Here is a 20,461-nt window from a genome sequence, read left to right on the forward strand (position 1 = left end):
ACCGCTAAAGATCGACGCTCAATCCCTCCTCGGTCGCCTTGCGTTTCAGCGCCTGCCGCCGCGACTGTCGCCAGGGCGTCGGCGCGACCAGTCCCTGCCAGCCCCAACGCAGCCAGTCCAGCAGCCGCCACGCGAGCCAGAGCGCCCAGGCCAGCATCAGCAGCCGATAGATCCAGATCGGCGCTGAGATCACCGTCACCGGCGCGGTCTGCTCGCCACTGCGGTCCAGATACCAGTTCAGCTCGGTCGCGCTCGAGCCATTGCCCGCAACCTGCATCGCCGGGCTGCCGAGCAAACCCTGCTGCACCGCCAGCAAGAGCGCGCTCAGCGCCGCGATGCTCAGCAGCACCAGTCCGATCTGCATTAGATTGAACCGCCAGGGCGTCAGCTGATCCTGGTCGAGCCGTCGACGCAAGCCGAGCGCGAACAGCCAGAGCACTACCAGCGCGCCAACCCCGACCGAGACCTGGCTGAGCCCGATCCCCAGCAGCAGCCAATCGCCGACACCGAGCGGGGTCAAACGCGCGCGCGCCAGGATCAGCGCGAGCACCGCAATCACCAACAGCAGCCCCCAGAACTGCACCGCCGGGCCGAGGCCCGGTCCGAGACGGGGACCGCTGGCCCACAACAGCCAGCGATCGGTGCCCAGTCTCACCTGCGTCTCGGCGTTCACGCCCACCACGCCGAGCGTCACCGCCGCCGGCTGATAGACGAAGGACAGCCCATCTGGCTGCAGCCAGCTGAGTTCGATCTGCTGGCTGCCTGGAACCAGCGCCAGATCGACCGCGTTGTCCTGCATCAGCAGGGGTCGCGACTGACCATCGACGCGAAGCCGCGTTGGCTCGGCACCCGCTGGCAGCAACAGCCGATGCCGACCCCCCTGGCTGCTGCGCAGATCGAGCTGCAACAGCGCCTCGCTGGAGCGACGGCCCGGCTGGAGCTGATAGCGGCTGCGATCCAGGGTCAGCGTGGGTCCGGCGACGCCGACCGGGCGCGACAGCGACAGCTCCAAGACCTCACCGGGCCAGGGCCGATAGGTCGGCAGCGCGCGTGCATCGCCGTCGCGCGGCTGCACTGCGGGCACTCCTTGCGCGCGCAGATGCCAGATCGGGCTCACCTGCAGGCGCCATTCCTCGGTCAGTCTGGGATCGGTCGAGGCACGCAGCGCGAGGCGATCGACCGGCCGCAGGGCCGAGCGCCAACGCATGCGCGCACGCCCTGGCGGCAACGAGACCAGCACGCTTGCGGTATTGCTCTGGACCCCGGAGGTGGTCACCGATTCGCCGTCGATCAGCGCGACTCGCAGGCTCACCGATTGCCCCAGCGGCGAGCGCCGCTCGACCTCGGTGATCAGCTCCCAATCCAATCCGAAGCTCAGCGTGCGGGTGATCTTGAGCAGCGGCGGCCATGGGGCCTGCGTGTCACCGCTCGCTGCGCCCGATGCCGGCGCAGATGCTGAGCCCGACGCCGACATCGAGCCAGACGTGGCGCCCCCGCCACCGGGGTTCTGATCGTTGATGGACGCACCGTCGGGCTCGTTGCCGGCCGCAGGCCCCTTTGCATCCTGCTGGCGTAGCAACCGCAGCTGATCACCCGGAACACCATCGGCGCCGACCCCTTCGAGCTGCCAGATCGGATCGAGGCGGGTTTCGAGCAACCGTGGACGCAGCGGCAACGGGATGGCGACCTGATCGACCTCGACCAGTGAGCCCGACAGCAGCAGCAGATGCCGACCGCTCGGGATGGGCACCGCCAGATCCCCATTGGTCAGCCCGAGCAATCGATCCAACGGCTGACCATCGAGTTCGATCCGCTTCGGCGACCAACCACTGCGGGCGCCGGGGATCGGCAAGGCCACCGCCTCGGTCGCATCCACGGCCAGCAGCAAGCGCAGCGCGCCAGGCGAGGCATCGAGCACCAGCCGCGCGATCTCGGCACAGCGCGGCACACAGTCCGGCGGCGCGAGTAGCCGTGCGCGCAGCTCGGCCAGCAGGGACGTCGGCGGAAAGCCCGTGCTGTTCGCCGCCGAATCGGTGCTGTTCGCCGCCGGATTCATCATGAGCGGAGCGGCAGCGATCTGGCTGTCGGTTGCCGCCAGGCCTGGACTTGATGGCAGCAGCCACAGCGACCCGATCAGCATGACCCCAAGCAGGCCGACAAGCGCATGCTTGCCCGGCTTGCCCGATGTGCGCGCGCCTGGCGAGCGGACCGGCAGCGGCAGCCGCGACGGTCGCGGATCGGCGAGCCGCAGCCCCAGCAGCGGCACCAGCACCAGGGTGATCAACGCCAGCGGTGCTGAGGCCGAGGCCGGCCGCAGCCAGAGGCGCAGTCGATGATCGGGCGGCATCGGGCCGTTCCAGCTCAGATCGAAGCGGCGCCAGCGCCAATCCGGCACCCCGGCGCCGGTCTGCAAACGCGCGTCCGGGTCCAAGGTTGGCAACAACCGTGGCGGGGAAACCCGGTCAGCGCTGACCTCAGCAGGGGCTGACTTGAGGCGTGAAGACTCGACCTGATGATCCAGGCGAGAACCCACCTGATCAACGGCGCTCATCGGGGTGAGCCAGCCGGTGGGCGAGTCGACCAGACCAAGCCCCTGCTGTTCCAATTGCGGAAACAGCCCATCGCGCATCTCGGTGACCAGGAAGGGCACCGCGATCAGCACTAGCGACAGCAACGCCAGCCGCGCGTAGAGTCGGACCCCGGTCGCGAGCCAGGGCGGGCCCTGCGCGTGCGAGGCGTCTCCTGAAGGCTCGTCACGCTGTTGCAAGTCAGCCGGCGTCCGCCGCGCCGACTCCGGCAGCAGCCGCACCAGCGCGGCAGCGGCGATCAGATGCAGCCACACCCAACGCGGCGCGCCCGGTTCCTGCCAGGTCAGCACCAGCGTCAGCAGCGCCAGCAGCCCCCAAGGCCAGCCCCAAAGCCGTATCACCGCGAGCGCGGCGATCAATACCAGGAAGATATCCAGCAACGACCAGCGTGCCAGCCAACTCTCAGGGAGATTGTCGACGCCCGCCGCCGCCAACAGATCCCAGCCCGGCGGTAGAAAGAGCTGTGTCGAGACACTGCTCAGCGGCAGATCCCAGCCCGAGCCGGGCAGCTCCAGCCACCACCGGATGGGTCCACTGTCGATGCGCGCATCGGCGCTCAACGCAAGCCGCGCACCGCGCACCTCGACGCCTACGCGCTCATCGTCATCATCTCGATCGGTGTTCAGGCGCGTGATCAGACGCGGCTCGCCGTCGACGCTGACCTGGCCGAGGACCAACGGCGCCGTGGCCTCGATCCGGCGCCGCTCGTGCAGTTCACCGCTGAGGCGATCACGCAGGCTCAGACCGGTGGCATCGAAGTCCAGTCGCATCACGCGCTCGAGTCGGATCTGGTCCGAGCCCGAGGCGCCCCGGCTGAGCTGCTCGAGCCGCAGCGTCTCGCCCGCCCGCATCAGGTAGGCCGGTCGCTGTTGCCACTGCGCTGGCAGGCGGATCTGGCGCGGATCGATCGGCTCGGCGCCGCTCAGCTCGACCTGGCGCAGATCGGGCCGGGCCGCGAACACCCAGACTTCTTGCGCGGGCCAGTGGGATGGCGATGCGGGTGCCGGCGCGGAGACCGGCGCCGACGGTTGTTGCGGCAAGCTGAGTGCCGAGACCGGCCCCGGATGATGGCTTTCCAGGATCAACTCCCAGCGCCCGGGCCGCAGTTGCAGTTGCAGCAGGGGGTCGCCTTGCCCCGAGCGCTGAGCCGACGCGGCATCCGGGGTCGACCCTGCTCGGCGCGCCTCGGACGGCTCCTTGGATGCGATCAAGCGCGCCGGCAACGGACTCTCGAGACGCAATGGGATGCCACCGGGCAGCAGCGCCGGCCCCAGCAACAACTCGCGCGGCTGCCCGGAGACCTCGAGCAGCAGACGCGTTTGCACGTGTAACGGCACCGAATCCTCGATGTGGCGCGTGACCTCGAGCGAGAGCGCATCCGGCTCCTGCGCCTGCTTTGGCGGTCGCGGGCGGCGCTCGGAGCCGAGCCAAAGCCCGCCCTTGGCCTCCAAGCGGGGCTGCGCGATCTCTGTCCCGTTCAAGCTCAGGCTGAGCAACCCGACCTCGGCCGGCACCTGCAAGACATCGGGCCGCTGCGGCCAGGTGAAGCGACCGCTGATCTCGTGCTCGCCGGAGGCGAGCCGCACCATCGGGCGCCCGTCGCGTTCCACCACGCTGACAGGCGCCCCATTCGCGCTCACCTGTTGCGGCCATTGACCCGGCCCGCCAGGGAGCGCGATCCAGGCATTCGCCGCTAGGCTCCAGGCCTGCTCGAAGCGGCCGCCGGCATCATCGAGGTCAAGCCGCAGTCGCCCCGGCCAGGTACAGACGCGCTCTCCGGCGCCGGCGGCCCCGAGCGCACAGGCGCGCTGATCCTCGTCAGCCAGTACCCAGTCCACCCACGGCAGGAGCGCAGCGGGAACCGACGCCTGCGTATCATCGCCATGGACCCCGGCCACCGGCGTCATCAGCAGCATCAACAGCACTGGCAGCAACAGGGCGGCGCCGATCCTGCTCCCCGCCTTCTTTCCCGTGCTCACCACCGCAGTAGAGACCTGATGGAGTGGCATCGCTTGGTGATCCCCGTTGGCTGCGAACCCAGCGCCCGCCGCTTGAGGGTTGGCCTCGGCGATCAGAGCAGGCGCGTCATGGCTGCCAATAATCGCCGATTTTCTGGCTCGGTGCGCACCGCAATGCGCAGATAACGCGCATCGAGTCCGGCATAGTTGGCACAGACGCGCACCGCGATGCCTTCCGAGTGCAATAACCGCGCCGCCAGATCAGCCGCCCGTGGCCCCGCATGCGGGAGGCGCAGCAGGAGATAATTGGCGGCACTGTCGAAGACGCGCAGGCCGAGCCCGCGCAGCGCCGCGCCGAGATGCCGACGCTCGCCGCCGATGAGCTGGCGCGTGCGTTGCGCGAACGCCGCAAGATCCGGGTCCGTCAGCAACGCACGGCCGGCCGCTGCCGCGAGGCTGTTGACCGACCACTCCGGCAGCAGCCGAGCGAACGAAGCGGCGCGTTCCGGCGCGAGCACCGCGTAGCCAAGCCGCAAACCGGCCAAGGCATAGAACTTGGTCATCGAGCGGATGACGATCAGGTTCGGCCGCTCCCCCTGAGGCCGCTCCCAGTGCACGGCGGAGTGCGCGCCGTCGACGAAGTCGATGAAGGCCTCGTCGATCGCCCAGTCGACGTGCGGATGGGCGATCACGGCCTCGCGCAGCTGCTGGGGCTCGACCAGGCGACCGGTTGGGTTATTTGGCTGGCCGATCCAGACCAGATCGCCTGCGTGCAGGTGCGCCGAGAGCGCCCCGAGATCGAGTGCGAATCCGTTCTCGGGCCGCAGCGGAATTGAGCACAGCGGCCGCTGCCAGACCTCGGCCGCGCGCTGGTAATCGACATAGGCCGGTGCCGTCACCAGCACGCGCTTGGCCGCAAGCAACCGCGGCAGCCACCAGATGAGCTGCTCGGCGCCATTGCCGACGACGATGCGCTCCGAGGCAACACCCAGATGCGTTCCAATCGCCGCCCGTAAGGCCGTGCAGGCGGGATCGGGATAGTGCCCAAGCGCATCGAGCGCCGCGATCAGTGCTGACCGCGCGCCCGCTGGCATCCCGAGCGGGTTGATGTTGGCGCTGAAATCGAGCAGCGATTCCGCCGCCCGCCCACTGCGGTGGGCCAAGGCGGTGAGGTTGCCGCCGTGGCGTGCGTCACTCTGCTCGCCCAATGTGTTCAGCTCGTCGTCCAGACTGTCCAGCTCGGTCGCCATCAGCCCATCAGCCGGCACAGTGTGGTGCGTCGAGGCGGCCGCACCCGTGTGCGACCAGGCTCGGCAACCCGTCGCCGACCGGCACCCGAAGGCGCGAGCGGCAGGCGTGTGGCACCTCGAGCAGGATCAGCCGCTCATGGGGGATGCCAAGCAACTCGCCGAGGATGACGCGGATGACACCGCCGTGCGTGATCAGCAGCAGGTGATCGCCACGTCCCTCCAGGATGTGGTGCCAGCCCGCGAGAACGCGCTGGCGAAAGGCCGCGAAGGGTTCCGAGTCCGGCGGATCATAGAGGCTGGGATCGGCCCAGAAACGAGCCAGATCCTCGAGCGGAAGCTGATCCGCACGCCGCCCTTCCCAAGCGCCGAAATCGCGCTCGCGCAAGGCCTCCATCGGCTCGACTGGCAGCCCGAGGCATGCACCAAGCCGATCGGCAAAGCGCGCACAGCGCGCGGCCGGTGAGTAGAGGATGCGATCCCAGGGCGCTGCGCCGATTGCCTCGCCGATTGCCTCGTCGGTTGGCCCCAGGATTGCTGCCGAGGTTGGCGACTCGATTGCTTCCTGGATGAGCCCGCCGATGCCGGTTGCCGCCTCAAGCTGCGCCCAGCCGACCGTGCTCAGCGGATCATCGCGTCGGCCGCGAAAACAGGCTCCCCCCTCGACCTCCCCATGACGGATCAGATCGACCAGGCGATGTGGCATGGTCAATCGCCCTTAGGCGCCACGCCGGCCTCGGCGAAGGTCGCCATCTGCGCATGCAGGTCGCAGGCGAGACGCAGCAGCGGTACCGCAGCCGCCGCGCCACTGCCCTCGCCCAACCGCATCCCGAGATCGAGCAGCGGGCGCAGTCCGATTGCTTCCACCATCGCCCGATGGCCGGGCTCGGCCGAGGCATGCGCGAGCAGCATCCAATCGATCGCACCCGGGCAGATCCGGCTGGCGACCAGCGCCGCCGCCGAGCTGATGAAGCCATCGATCAGCATCGGCACCCGCTGCTGGGCGCAGGCGACATAGGCGCCGGCCATCGCAGCGATCTCGAAACCGCCAAGATGCGCCAATGCCTGCATCGGCGCCTCGGTCGGATCGGCAAGCTGATCGCGATGCAACGCCAACGCCTGTTCGATCAGCGCTTGCTTGCGCGTGATGCCACCGCGATCGAGGCCGGTGCCGGGGCCGACCAGCGCCGACGCCGGCAGCCCCAGCAACGCACAGGTCAGTGCCGTCGCGGCGGTGGTATTACCGATCCCCATCTCCCCGGCGATGAACAACTCGGCACCGCCCGCGCGTGCCCGCTCTACCGCTGCGGCGCCCTCGGCGAGCGCCTGCGCGAGCTGGGCGGCGGACATCGCCGGCGCCTCGGCCAGATTGGCGGTACTGGCGGCGATCACCGCCTGGCGAATCAGCGGATGCGCCGGCACCGGCGCCACGGTGCCGAGATTGATCAGCTCGATGCCGGCACCGATTTGGCGCGCCAGCACACTGATGGCGGCACCACCAGCGGCCATGTTGGCGATCATCTGCGCCGTGACTGCTTGCGGAAAGGCCGAGACACCAGCGCTCGCGATGCCGTGATCCGCCGCGAAGATGACGATTCGCACCTGCTCCAGCGCCGGCTGCGCGCGCCCTTGCAAGGCGGCGAGCTGAATCGCGATGTCTTCCAGCCGACCCAACGAGCCGGGCGGTTTGGTCAGTTCGCCCTGACGGCTGATGGCGGCTTCGCGCGCCTCCAGATCCACCGGGGCGGCGGGGGTATGAAGCCAATCGAAACGAGGGTCCAAACGCTGATTCCTCCGATCAAACGAACCAGTATACGCAGCGCCTTTGTCGACCGGCTTGACGTTGATCAGCAGGACCGGTGGAGCCACCAGCCTGGTCAGTCCGGGTGCTCATCGCCTATGCTGACTGGCCCGATGAGCGATCAATGGCCTCCCTCCGAACACCGCCAAGCCATGCCCACCGATGCGCGCCACCCCTTCTCGCCAACGGAACTCGAGGCCCTGACGCGCGACCTCAAGGACTGGGGGCAAGCGCTCGGCTTCCAGCAGATCGGCATTGCCGACTGCGATCTGTCCCAGGCCGAGGGGCGGCTCCAGCAGTGGCTGGCCAGCGCCATGCACGGCGACATGGGCTACATGGCGCGCCATGGCCTCAAACGCACGCGCCCGGCGCACTTGGTGCCTGGCACCCTGTCGGTGATCTCGGCGCGGATGGACTACCTGCCCGAACACCAGCAGGCCATGGATCAGGCGCTCGCCGACCCGGCGCGCGCCTTCGTCTCGCGCTACGCGCTCGGGCGTGATTATCACAAGGTGCTGCGCGCGCGCCTGAAACGCCTGGCGCAACGGCTCGAAAACCGCATCGGCGCCTACGGTTGGCGCGTGTTCGTCGACTCGGCGCCGGTGATGGAAAAACCCCTGGCCGAGAAGGCTGGGCTCGGCTGGATCGGCAAGCACACCAATCTGATCAACCGCGAGGCCGGCTCCTGGTTCTTCCTCGGCGAGATCTACTGCGATCTACCGCTGCCCCCAGACAGCCCAGCCCGCGAACATTGCGGCCGTTGCCAGGCCTGCATCGAAATCTGCCCGACCAACGCCATCATCGCGCCGTTCCAGCTCGACGCGCGGCGCTGTATCTCCTATCTGACCATCGAGCATTTTGGGCCGATTCCCGAGGCCCTGCGCCCGCAGATGGGCAATCACATCTATGGTTGTGACGATTGCCAGCTCTGCTGTCCCTGGAATCGCTTCGCGCGGCTGACCGACGAGACCGACTTCCTAGCGCGCAACGGACTCGATACCATCACCCTCATCGAGCTGTTCGACTGGGATGAGCCAGGCTTCCTATCGCGGACCGAGGGCAGCGCGATCCGCCGTCTTGGCCATGCGCGCTGGCTGCGCAATATCGCCGTCGCCTTGGGCAATGCGCACCGCTCCGAGACCGTCCGCGAGGCCTTGCGGCAACGCCTCGACCATCCAAGCGCGCTGGTGCGCGAGCACGTCGCCTGGGCACTGGCGCGGCATGGCGGCTCGGACAGGTCGCCGGCGGACTGGCGATTCTGAGCGCGAGCAGTGGCTGCTCATCGGCGTGCCGTCTGTTAGGCTTTAAGGTTGACTCCAGCGCAGTAATCCTCATGGTCCGCCGTTCATCGTCCAATAAAAACAAACCCGGGTCTAAGAAATCCGGGTCCGCCGCTAGGAGCAAGCGCAACCGGCCAGCGGCGCGCGCGAGCGACCTGCGGCACAGACTGCGACGTGCCCTGGCAATGCTGCGCAACCTGGCCATCGGGATCGCGCTGATCTCATCGGTGGCCTATGTGCCGACCTCGGTCACCGAGACCTGGCCCGAGCCCGCGCAACAGGCGATGGAGATCGCGCGCGATGTCCATGCATTCCTCGGCGAGACCGGCAATGAGCTGATCCGCAACGGCGCCGATTGGGTCAGCACCGCCAGCAGCGAGGGATTGGCGCAAGGCGCCGAGGCGCTCTCGGGGCTGTTCGACAGCAACGGCTGGGCAGACCCCGCAACCCTGCTCGACGAACTCGGTCACTGGCTGCCGGACCTGGGCGATCTGCTCGAGGATCTGCTCTACGACCTGCTCGGCGACTGGTGGCCGCAGCCGACCCTGCCGGCCGGCGGTGGCGATCTCCCGCGCGTGGCCGGCAGCTTCTCCAGCGCCAAGGATCTGCTCTACGAGCGCATCTACCGTGGCCATCGCGTCACGACCTACTGTGGCTGCACCTACAACGGGCGCCGCCAGGTGGACCTGGCGAGTTGCGGGCTCCAAGGGTACGCCGGCAATGAACGCGCGCGACGGGTCGAAGCCGAACACGTCTTCCCGGCCGCGCAGTTCGGCAACTTCCGCCGCTGCTGGCGCCAACCGCAGGCCTACCGCGCCTGCCGTGAGGCCGACGGCGATCTGCTCTCCGGGCGCGCCTGTTGCCTGCGGGTGGACGAGACCTTTGTCGCCGCGCACAACGACCTGCAGAACCTGATCCCCGCTGTCGGCATGATCAACGGCGACCGGCGCGACTACAGCTGGGGGGTGGTGTCTGGCGGCGAGCGCTACGGCGACTGTGACATCCGCATCGATGCGTCCCGCCGCCGCGTGCAGCCACCCGACGCGCTGCGCGGCGACATTGCGCGCATCATGCTCTATATGCGCGATACCTATGGCTTGCGGTTGTCACGCCAGGACGAGCGCCTGTTCATGGTCTGGAACGACCTTGACCCGCCGGATGAATGGGAGCGGCGCCGGCAGGCGCGGATCGCGCGGCTGCAGGGCAAGGCGAATGAATATGTGATTCGCTGAGGCGCTAGACTGCACAGATGCAACACCATCCCCGCAAGCGCTTCGGCCAGAACTTCCTTCACGACCCCGGTGTCATTCAGCGCATTCTGGATGCGGTCGCGCCGCTGCCGGGCCAAAATCCGAGTCAGCACCCGGACCAGCCTCGGGGCCAGGATCGGGGCCAGCATCTGGTCGAGATCGGCCCCGGCCAGGGCGCGCTCACCGCTGGCTTGCTGGAGATGGCCTCGGCGCTTGATGTCATCGAGCTGGACCGTGACCTGATCCAGCCGCTCACCGAGCGCTTCGGCGACCCCCGGCTGCGCATCCACCAAGCCGACGCGCTGACCTTCGATCTCTGCGCGCTGCGCTCGCCCTCGACCCACCGACTGCGCCTGATCGGCAACCTGCCTTACAACATCTCAACGCCCTTGCTGTTTCGCTTCCTCGAGCAGGCGGACTGCATTGAGGATCTGCATCTGATGCTGCAGAAAGAGGTCGTGGACCGTATCACTGCGGCGCCCGGCAGTAAGGTCTATGGGCGGCTCTCGGTGATGGTGCAGACCGCCTGCTCGGCCCAGCGCCTGTTCCTGGTCTCGGCCGGTGCCTTCACGCCAGCGCCAAAGGTCAGCTCGGCGGTGATTCGACTGCGCCCGCATCGCCCGCTGCCCTACCCGCTCGCCGATCCGCCCTGGCATGCGCGCCTCGTCGCGGCCGCCTTTGCCCAACGCCGCAAGACCCTGCGCAACAGCCTGAGCGGACTGGTCTCGCCCGAACGGATGAGCGCGCTTGGGATCGATCCCGGCGCCCGCGCCGAAACCCTCTCGATCGCCGATTTTGCCGCGCTCGCCAATGCCCCGCATGCTTGCATTGACGAGCAAATACCCTGACATTGAGCAACGTTTTGCAGTGAGCCGACGCGAGGCGTCAAGAGAGGAGCAGCCGATGAGCAATGAGGTTTACGACACCGAGCAGCCAGACGATCACAGCGCCGAGCAGGACGAGGTCAAACTCGCGCGCGCTCGGGATGTACTGCCGTCGCTGATCCATCTGCTGCCGGTGGCCTCGCGGCCGTTCTTTCCAGGTCAAGCGGTGCCTCTGCTGATGGATGCCGAACATTGGCTGCCGACCATAAAGGCGGTCGGCGAGACCGAGCACAAGATCCTCGGCGTCGTGTTGGTCGACAGCGACACCTCCGAACAGGCCCGCAGTGCCGACTTCAAGCCGGTCGGTACCGCCTGTCGCGTGCATCGGGTCCATTCCGAGGAAGGCAAGCTACAGGTGCTGGTCGAATGCCTGCAGCGCTTCCACATCGAGCGCTTCGTCAGCCGCAAGCGTCCATTCTCGGCGCGCGTCGATTACATGCCGGAGCCGGCACCGGAGCCGGCGGATCAGGTCAAGGCCTACGCGATGGCGGTGATCAACACCATCAAGGAGCTGCTGCCGCTGAATCCGCTCTACGTCGAGGAACTGCGCATGTTCCTCGACCGCTTTGGCCCCGATGATCCCTCGCACCTCGCCGACTTCGCCGCCAGCCTGACCACCTCGAGCAAGGCGCAGCTGCAGGAGGTGCTCGAGGCCGTGCCGCTGATGAAGCGCATGGAGAAGGTGCTGGTGCTGCTCAACAACGAACTCGAGCTGGCCAAGGCCCAGCACTCGATCCGCCAATCGGTCGAAGAGCGCATGCAGAAGCAGCAGCGCGAGTTCTTCCTCAAGGAGCAGCTCAAGGCGATCCAGAAGGAACTCGGCATCGCCAAGGATGACCGCACCGCCGAGGTGGACAAGTTCAAGCAGCGCCTGGAGAAGCTGACGCTGACCGAGGAGTCCCAAAAGCGCGTCGACGAGGAGATGGACAAGCTCTCGATGCTCGAGACCGGCTCGCCTGAGTATTCGGTCACGCGCAATTATTTGGACTGGATCACCCTGCTCCCGTGGGGCAAGCATTCCAAGGACAAGCTCGACCTCAAGCGGGCGCGACGGGTGCTGGATCGCGATCACTATGGCCTTGACGACGTCAAGAATCGCATCCTCGAGTTCCTCGCCGTCGGCATCCACAAGAGCGAGATCGCCGGCTCGATCATCCTCTTGGTCGGCCCGCCCGGCGTCGGCAAGACCTCGATCGGACGTTCGATCGCCGATACCCTCGGGCGGCGCTTCTATCGCTTCTCGGTCGGCGGTATCCGCGACGAGGCCGAGATCAAGGGTCATCGGCGCACCTATATCGGCGCCATGCCCGGCAAGTTCCTGCAGGCGATGAAGGATGCCGGTACCGCCAACCCGGTGATCATGCTCGATGAGATCGACAAGATCGGCGCCAGCTACCACGGGGATCCGGCCTCGGCGCTGCTCGAGGTGCTCGACCCGGAGCAGAACGTCGACTTCCTCGACCATTATCTCGATCTGCGCTTCGATCTCTCGAAGGTGCTGTTCGTCTGCACCGCGAACCAGACCGACCACATCCCCGGTCCGCTGCTCGACCGCATGGAGGTGATCCAGCTCTCCGGCTATATCGCCGATGAAAAGCTGGCGATCGCGAAGAAATATCTGCTGCCGCGGCAGATCGACCGCGCCGGGCTGCCGAAGAACACGGTCAAGCTCAAGACTAAGGCGCTGCGCGCGTTGATCGAGGGCTATGCCCGGGATGCCGGGGTGCGTCGGCTGGAAAAGCAGCTCGGCAAGATCGTGCGCAAGGTGGCGGTGAAGATGCTCGAGGGGGCCGAGACGCCGATCGAGGTCAACACGGAGACGCTGAAGGATTATCTCGGCAGTCCGGTGTTTCGCGATGAGCGCAAGCTCTCTGGCCCCGGCGTGGTCACCGGCCTGGCCTGGACCGCGATGGGCGGTGCGACGCTCAGCATCGAGGCCGTGCGCACCCATGAATACACGCGCGGCTTCAAGCTCACCGGCCAGCTCGGCGACGTGATGAAAGAATCGGCCGGCATCGCCTACGGCTACATCCTCAGTCAGGCCGCCAACTTTGACATAGAGCCGGCGTATTTTGAAAAAGCCTTCATCCATCTGCATGTGCCGGCGGGTGCAACGCCGAAGGATGGCCCCTCGGCCGGCATCACCATGGCCTCGGCGCTGCTCTCGCTCGCACGCAACAAGCCGGTGCGCCGCATCGCGATGACCGGCGAGCTGACGCTGACCGGCGAGGTGTTCCCGATCGGCGGTGTGCGCGAGAAGCTGATCGCCTCGCGCCGCGCCGGCATCAAGGAGATCCTGCTGCCGGAGGACAACCGCGGCGAGTTCGACGAGGTGCCCGAGCACGTCAAGAAAGGATTGACGGTGCACTTTGTCAGCCGCTTCGAGGATGTGGCCGCGCTGTTGTTCGCGGGCAAGGCCGGTTAGGTCCGCTGCGTCTACAGCTCGAGATCGCCGAATGGTTGCCAATCTCTTCTCGCTGGCGTATGGAATTCCTCGACCTCGCTCGCTGCTGTTCGCCCTCGTGCTCGTCGCGGGCCTGATCGACGCCATCGCCGGCGGTGGCGGGCTGATCACGGTGCCCGCTCTGCTCTGGGCCGGGCTGCCGCCGGTCGCGCGGGTGGCCATGTGTTCTGGACATGGGCGCTCATTATGGCGGTCGGGAAACTTGCCGGAGGCTGGTTAGGTGCCCATCTGGTGCTCCAGCATGGCGCGCGCCTGGTCGGCCCCGTTCTGGTCGTCGCATCGGTTGCGGTGTCGTTGAAGCTGCTATTGACCGGCTGAGCTGTATGGGCGAGCGACCTGCCGTCGTCCGCGCATCGGTACAGTGCCGGAATCAGGCGAGCCGGTGATGTCGCGCTCGCGTTGCAAAGCATCTATCCTTTGCCGCATTCTGCCCCCTTTATTCGACGGTCCAGCCCCGGCCGGTCAATGACTGCACGCGCGCGAGGGTCGTGATCGATCCGGTGAACGCTGCTTGTTCAGCCTCCGTTACAGCTGATGCATCGCCTACAGCCCACAATCGAGCACTCGATATGGACGAGCACGAACGAAGCGCTTCGCCCCACCTCCGCACCCCGCTGGAAGGTTTAGAGGAGCTGTATCAGCAAGCCCGTGAGGCGATGGCCGCCGGGCGGCTCGAGCAGGCCGAGACCGCCTTTGCAGCACATGAGCACGATGCCCAAGCGCTGCTCGAAGAGTTGCGCATTCAAGAGACCGAACTCAAGCTGCAGAACGAGGATCTGCGCGAGACCCGTCAGAGCCTCGAGACGACGCTCGCGCGCTTTAGCGCCTTCTTCTACTCGTTGCCAATCGCCGCGCTGATCGTCGACGGTCGTGGCCTGATCCGCAACACCAACCCCGCCGCAGAGGCGCTGTTTCAGATGCGTGGCGACGGCCACCAGCAGTATTTCTTCACACGCTTCGTCGGGCAGGCCCGGCGCGGTGAGCTGTTTCGGGCGCTCGGCACGCCGAGCCAGGTCACGGATGTCACCCTGCGAGAAATCGAGCTGCGGCGTCCCGACGGCGAGCCCTTCATCGGCGACCTCCATCTGGCCTCCGTCCCCGGCGAGGCGGGTGCCGAGCCGGAATTCATCTGCACGGTTATCGATCGCTCCGACAGCGTTCGCCACCGCAAGTACCTACAGGAACAGCAGGCGCAGCTGGAGGCCATCTTTCAGGCCACCCCGGTCGGGATCGTCTTTGTCCGTGAACGCAAGATGGTCCAGAGCAACGCCGCCTGGTCCGAGCTGATGGGCTACGCGCCCGAGGAACTCGACCAGCAGGATACGCGCATGCTCTACGCGGACGAGGACGAGTATGTGCGCGTGGGTCGCGAACTCTACGGGCAGATGCAGCGCGAGGGGGCCGGCCGGCTGGAGACCTGGTTTCGACATAAGGCTGGCCATCGCATCGACGTCGTGCTCTGCGCCGCGCCGATCGAGCAAGAGGGGGTGGATGAAGCGCGGGTGGTGACCATCCTGGACGTCACCGAGCGCAAGGCCGCCGAACAAGCCTTGCGGGAGCAGGAAGAGCGCCTGCGTCTCACGCTTGAGGCGACCAATGACGGGATTTGGGATCTGGATGCTGTCTCTGGGCGCATGATCGTCAACGATCGCTATGGCGCGATGCTCGGCTATGCGTCGGACGAACTCGACCTGCGCTTGGAGTCCTTGATCGCATTGATCCATCCGGAGGATCGACCGCGCGTCCAGACCCGGCTCGAACAGCATCTTCACGAAGGCACGCCCTACGAACTGGACATCCGGATGCGCTGCAAGGATGGCCGCTGGCGCTGGCTGCACATACGTGGGCAAGTCGTCGCGCGTAACGCCGAGGGCCAGCCCCTGCGGGTGGTCGGGACCCACACCGACATCCACGCGCGCAAGCTGACCGAGCAGACGCTGAACGAAAGCAATCGGCGTCTGCGCGAGGCCGAGCGTCTGGCGGCCCTGGGTCATTGGGAGTACGTCATCGGGCCGTCGGAATTGACCTGGTCGCGGGAGCTGTATCGCATCTTCGGCGTCGACCCCGCCGAGCCGCTGCCAGAGTTGGATGCCCTCGCCCGGCTGTTCCATCCCGATGATGCCCCCGAGTTCTTGCACAAGTTTCACCGTGCGCTCGAGACCGGTGAGCCCTACAGCTTCACGTTGCGCATTTACCGCAGCGACGGCGCGCTGCGCTGGCTCTTTTCCGAGGGCCGCACCGAGCGCGATGCCGCCGGTCAGGTCGTGCGCTGCTTCGGCACCGCCCAGGACGTGACCGAGCGGGAACAGGCCCAGGAGCGGCTGCGTGAAACGGCCCAGGTGTTCGAGCGCACGGCCGATGGCGTCATCATCGCTGGCGCCGATCATCGCATCATTGCCGTAAACCCGGCGTTCACCAAGATCACCGGCTACGACGAGGACGTGGTCTCTGGCCGTGCCGTCGAAGCGGTGCTCGCCAGCGCTTGCGAGCACAGCTTCTGGGACCGGGTTCCGAGGCCGCTCAGGGAGGGTGGCCGTTGGCCGGGTGAGCGCTGGGAGCGCCGTCAGGACGGATCCCGGTACCGGGCGCGCATGAGCATCACCGCCATCAGCGATGATCGCGATCAGCTCGTGCGCTACGTCATCATCATCAGCGACACCACGCCCCTGCACCGGACGCAACAACAGGTCGAGTTTCTCAGTCAGCATGATCCGTTGACCGGCCTGGCCAACCGCAGCCACTTTCGCACCCGCCTCACCCAGATCCTGCGCAAGGCCGAACAGGGGGCCGACCGGGTGGCGATCCTCATCATCGATCTCGATCGGTTTCGCGTCGTCAACGAGTCGCTGGGACCGATCGCCGCCGATGACCTGCTCAAGCAGGTGGCCACTGCGCTGAGCCAGGTCGTGCAGCCGATGGATACGCTCGCGCGTTTGGGCGGCGACGAGTTCGGCGTGATCCTGTCGGCGATCGATGCGCGCGAGCCGATCACCGCTGTCGCTGATCGGCTGCAGCAGCGGTGCGCCGAACCCCGGATGATCGAGGACCAGAGCGTCACCATCACGGCCAGCGTCGGGATCGCAGTCTATCCACTCGATGGGCGCTCCGACGATGTGCTGATGCGCCATGCCGATATTGCCCTCAAGCAGGCCAAGGCGCGCGGCCGGCAGCGCGTGCAGCGCTTCGAGCACGCGGCGGCGCAAGGTCCACCGGATCGTCTCAAGTTGGAGGCCTGCCTAAGCCAAGCCCTGCTGAAGGATGAGCTGCAGTTGCACTACCAACCGCAAGTGCGTTTGGGTGACGGTCGCCTGGTGGGCGCCGAGGCCCTGCTGCGTTGGCAGAGTGCCGAGTTCGGCCCGGTGTCGCCGCAGCACTTCATCCCGATCGCCGAGGATATGGGCTTGATCCACAAGATCGGCGCCTGGGTGCTGCGCGAAGCCGCGCGGCAGCTCACGGTCTGGGACCAGGCCGGGCAGCAGCGCCTCCCGCGTGTCGCCGTCAACCTGTCGATCCTACAGCTGGAGGACCCGGACCTGGTGCCGATGATCGAGGGGCTACTCAGGCAACACCGGTTCGATCCCGGACGGCTTGAACTCGAGCTGACCGAGTCGCTGCTCATGCACCAAGCGGGTCAGTCGGCCACCCGACTCGACGCGTTGCGAGCACTCGGCGTGCGCTTGGCGATCGACGATTTCGGAACTGGTTATTCGTCGCTGGCGTATTTGCACCGCTTGCCCATGCATCAGCTCAAGATCGACCGCAGCTTTATCGATCCACTGCCGGGTGATCCGCACAGTCAGACGATCGCGAACGCCATCGTGGCACTTGGCACGAGCCTGGGCATGGAGGTTCTGGCCGAAGGGGTCGAGACCGCCGAGCAAGCCGCGTGGCTGCTCGAGGCAGGGTGTCGGCTCGCGCAGGGGTATCACTATAGTCGACCGCTTGCTCCGGATGCCTTTGCCGCGCGGTGGCTGTGATCTGTCTCGCCGACGTGGCGATTTCTAATCTCCCTGGACAGGGTGTACTTTATGACAAAAAAACGTCTCGGACGTCGGATTGGTTTATTCGTGCTCGTTGCCCTTCCACTGATGCTGGCGATCACGTTGCCGATCCTTTCTTTATTGTATGCCGATGTGGTTGTGGAGATCTGGTGGTATCAATCGCTTGGGTTAGGCTTTTATTTCTGGCAACGGCTACTGTACAGTTACGTCGTTTTCGCTGTCTTTACGGCGTTTTTCTTCTTTTTCTTTTATTTTAATTTTCGCACCGCCGCTCGTTACATGCGGATCAAGCCGTTAGGCCCGAAAAAATTTCTGTTGCGGCTCAGGCGCAAGACGAAAAATTCAAAACTGCGGAATGCACTGAGCCTCAATGCGGACACCGAACGGCAGCGCACTCACGCCAGCCCATTGCACTGGCTGATCCTTGGGCTACACAGATTATCCATTCTAGTCTCGTTGGTGCTCGCGGTCGTTCTTGCCTCTCCATTGTATCGCCGCTGGGAAGAGACGCTGTTATTCATCTTTGCGCCGCGCGCTGGTATCGTGGATCCGGTCTACGGTCAGGATATCAGCTATTACCTGTTCGCGTTGCCGCTGTTTCGCACCATGCTGTTCGAGGTGTTTTTTGCGTTTGATATCCTGCTGATCATCCTTGGGGTCATTTATTACCTGCAGTTCCAGGCACTGAAGAAGCGTGGCTTGAATATCGCGGCCGGTGCAAGACGGCATCTCAGTGTTATTGTCGCTCTGATGTTTTGTGTCGGTGTCGCAGAGTTGATGTTCCAGCGTCACATGCTGCTTTATACCGACAGTCACACGCCGCTCTTTTTCGGCGCCGGCTACACGGAAATGAACATCGTGCTACCGCTGATCTGGTCAGCGATGATCATGCTGGTCATACTTGGCGTAAGCCTTATTTGGTATCTCAACAAAAAACGCGGCTTATCGCTGGTGGCGGTATTCGCGACGCTCCTGGCCATCACTGTCGGCTTGCGTTACTGGGAAGCCATTCCCGAAGCAGTGCAAGACTACATGGTGGAGCCGGATGAACTCGCTCGGCAGGAGCCTTACATTCGCGACAATATCACCGCCACGCTCGATGCATTTGATCTCGCCGAGGTCGAGACCCGACCCTATGTGATTCCGATCGCTGATCCCGATTCCGAAGAGATTGACCCCGAGGGTCTCAATGCAGCCGCTCTGCGCAATATTCCGGTGTGGGATCGCGACGTGCTCATCGACGTGTATCGCGAAATGCAGGAAATTCGCAGCTATTACAGCTTCCTCTCGGTGAATACGGATCGCTATACCATCGATGGCCGTTATCAGCAGGTCTTCCTGGCCGCGCGGGAATTGGATTTTGACCGGTTACCCCAGGATTCGCAAAATTGGGTCAACCGCTGGTTCAGATACACCCACGGCTATGGCGCAGTGATGTCACCAGCGGCGCAGCTCGGGGAGGAAACCAAGGAATGGCTCCTCAAGGATATGCCGCCGCGCTCGGAGTATGGCTTGACGATCGAGGAGCCTAGCATTTATTACGGCATGCAGGATCTTTATGATGTGATTGCCCCCAATGCGTTGGGCGAGATTTCCTACCCGGGCGAGACCGGCGTGGTGCAGGACGATTATCACGCGAACACCGGCATCCCGATCGATGGCTGGTTCCGGCGCGCCATCTTTGCCCTCTACTATCGCGATTACAAGCTGTTTTTTACCACGGCCATACAGTCGGATAGCCAGATACTCATCCGGCGTAATGTGCCAAGCACCATTCGCGATGTGACCCCCTTTTTGGAGCTTGACAACGATCCCTATCTGGTGGTGACGCCGGAGCATCTGTACTGGATCATCGATGCCTATACCCTCTCTGATCGTTACCCCTATGCCGAGCCCGTGAATCGCAATGTCGGCAAGCATCCCGATCATGGCATGGCAAGTCCGATCGATAAGGAATTCAACTATATCCGCAATTCCGTGAAGATCGTGGTCGATGCCTATACCGGCGAGATGAACTATTATCTTGCCGATATCGATGATCCGATTGCGCGCGCCTACCAGCGGATGTATCCCGGCCTGATCAAGGGCATGGACCGGTTTCCGGACGCGCTAAAAGCTCATATCCGTTACCCCCGGGATCTATTCTCGACACAGATGTCTGTGTATGCCAAGTATCATCAGGCGGATCCGGCTGTCTTTTATGGCCAGGAAGACCGCTGGATGTTTCCGCAGATGTCACGCGGGGGCGAAACCAAAACGCTGTTGCCCTACTATGTCACGCTGAACCTGATCGACCACTCGCGGTTCGAACACCTGCTGCTCGCGCCCATGAATCCGAAGGGGCGTGACAACATGCGTGCCTTTGCGGTGGTGAGTTCGGATGCGGAGCACTATGGTCGGATTGTCGTCTATAGCTTCCCCACCGGTGTGCTGGTGCTGGGGCTATCGCAGATTGACGCGCTGATCGAACAAGATTCCGCGATTGCCGAACAATTTACGCTCTGGGGGCGTGGCGGCGCGAATATCCAGCGCGGCAAGCTGATCCTCGTTTTGATCGACGATGTCATTACCTATGTGCAGCCGGTGTATCTGCAGGCGGCGCATGGCGTGAAGATTCCCCAACTCAAGCGGGTGATCGTGAGTCAAGGCGGCAAGGTGGCGATGGAGCCCTCGCTCGAAGAGGCGGTTGCTGCTCTCCGCAAGCGGCAGCGGCAGCGCGCCGAAAAGGAGCGCGGAAGGCCTCAGCAGCGGCAGCCGTCCCAGCGCGCCCAGCGCGTCAGATCCGACCCCTGACTGAGCGCAAGCCCGACCTGATGGCGCGCCGATCGCTCATCGGCTTCACCCTCTACTGAACGCGCAACTCGCCCAGGAATAATTGGCCAACCTCAACCGCAGTACTTACTGCGTGGGCACTACGTCGACTATGGCATTGATGGGGACTTCCGCGCGCCTTGCACTCGCTGTGCGGTGCATCGTCCAGGCATCGAA

11 protein-coding genes are annotated in these 20,461 nt (G+C 65.2%); 7 read left to right on the top strand and 4 right to left on the bottom strand.

The annotated features are described in order from the left end of the window. Positions 1-4: 4 nt before the first annotated feature. The 4 genes from AC54T3_RS02525 to cobT all read right to left on the bottom strand — a co-directional run bounded on the left by AC54T3_RS02525 (position 5) and on the right by cobT (position 7,575). Positions 5-4,597 (bottom strand): hypothetical protein, encoded by a 4,593-nt coding sequence (locus AC54T3_RS02525; protein ID WP_496622049.1) that lies wholly within the window; start codon positions 4,595-4,597, stop codon positions 5-7. A gap of 62 nt (positions 4,598-4,659) precedes the next feature. Further along, positions 4,660-5,796: a threonine-phosphate decarboxylase CobD gene (cobD, locus tag AC54T3_RS02530; protein WP_496622050.1), complete on the bottom strand. Its 1,137-nt coding sequence runs from the start codon at positions 5,794-5,796 to the stop codon at positions 4,660-4,662. A gap of 7 nt (positions 5,797-5,803) precedes the next feature. Beyond that, complete coding sequence (locus AC54T3_RS02535) at positions 5,804-6,499, bottom strand: histidine phosphatase family protein (RefSeq protein WP_496622051.1); 696 nt, start codon at positions 6,497-6,499, stop codon at positions 5,804-5,806. Between the two features lie 2 nt (positions 6,500-6,501). Continuing rightward, a complete protein-coding gene (gene cobT, locus AC54T3_RS02540; RefSeq protein WP_496622052.1) occupies positions 6,502-7,575 on the bottom strand; it encodes a nicotinate-nucleotide--dimethylbenzimidazole phosphoribosyltransferase in 1,074 nt (357 codons plus the stop codon). Between the two features lie 171 nt (positions 7,576-7,746). On the opposite strand from cobT, the gene queG reads away from it, so the two are divergent. The 7 genes from queG to AC54T3_RS02575 all read left to right on the top strand — a co-directional run bounded on the left by queG (position 7,747) and on the right by AC54T3_RS02575 (position 20,266). Continuing rightward, positions 7,747-8,856, top strand: a complete 1,110-nt coding sequence (queG, locus tag AC54T3_RS02545; protein ID WP_496622053.1) for a tRNA epoxyqueuosine(34) reductase QueG — start codon at positions 7,747-7,749, stop codon at positions 8,854-8,856. A 203-nt stretch (positions 8,857-9,059) separates the two neighbouring features. Then, positions 9,060-10,106 carry an endonuclease gene (locus AC54T3_RS02550; protein WP_496622054.1) on the top strand — a complete coding sequence of 349 codons (1,047 nt, stop codon included), beginning with the start codon at positions 9,060-9,062 and terminating at the stop codon, positions 10,104-10,106. Between the two features lie 17 nt (positions 10,107-10,123). Next, entirely contained in the window at positions 10,124-10,972 is an 849-nt protein-coding gene (rsmA, locus tag AC54T3_RS02555; protein ID WP_496622055.1) for a 16S rRNA (adenine(1518)-N(6)/adenine(1519)-N(6))-dimethyltransferase RsmA, read from the top strand. A gap of 55 nt (positions 10,973-11,027) precedes the next feature. Next, positions 11,028-13,433 carry an endopeptidase La gene (gene lon / locus AC54T3_RS02560; RefSeq protein ID WP_496622056.1) on the top strand — a complete coding sequence of 802 codons (2,406 nt, stop codon included), beginning with the start codon at positions 11,028-11,030 and terminating at the stop codon, positions 13,431-13,433. Positions 13,434-13,464: 31 nt separating this feature from the next. Beyond that, complete coding sequence (locus AC54T3_RS02565; protein ID WP_496622058.1) at positions 13,465-13,692, top strand: hypothetical protein; 228 nt, start codon at positions 13,465-13,467, stop codon at positions 13,690-13,692. Between the two features lie 349 nt (positions 13,693-14,041). After that, positions 14,042-17,449 carry a bifunctional diguanylate cyclase/phosphodiesterase gene (locus AC54T3_RS02570; protein WP_496622059.1) on the top strand — a complete coding sequence of 1,136 codons (3,408 nt, stop codon included), beginning with the start codon at positions 14,042-14,044 and terminating at the stop codon, positions 17,447-17,449. A gap of 51 nt (positions 17,450-17,500) precedes the next feature. Beyond that, positions 17,501-20,266 (top strand): UPF0182 family protein, encoded by a 2,766-nt coding sequence (locus tag AC54T3_RS02575; protein ID WP_496622060.1) that lies wholly within the window; start codon positions 17,501-17,503, stop codon positions 20,264-20,266. Positions 20,267-20,461: the final 195 nt, after the last annotated feature.

Source organism: Halochromatium sp. NSM3 (assembly GCF_059621085.1).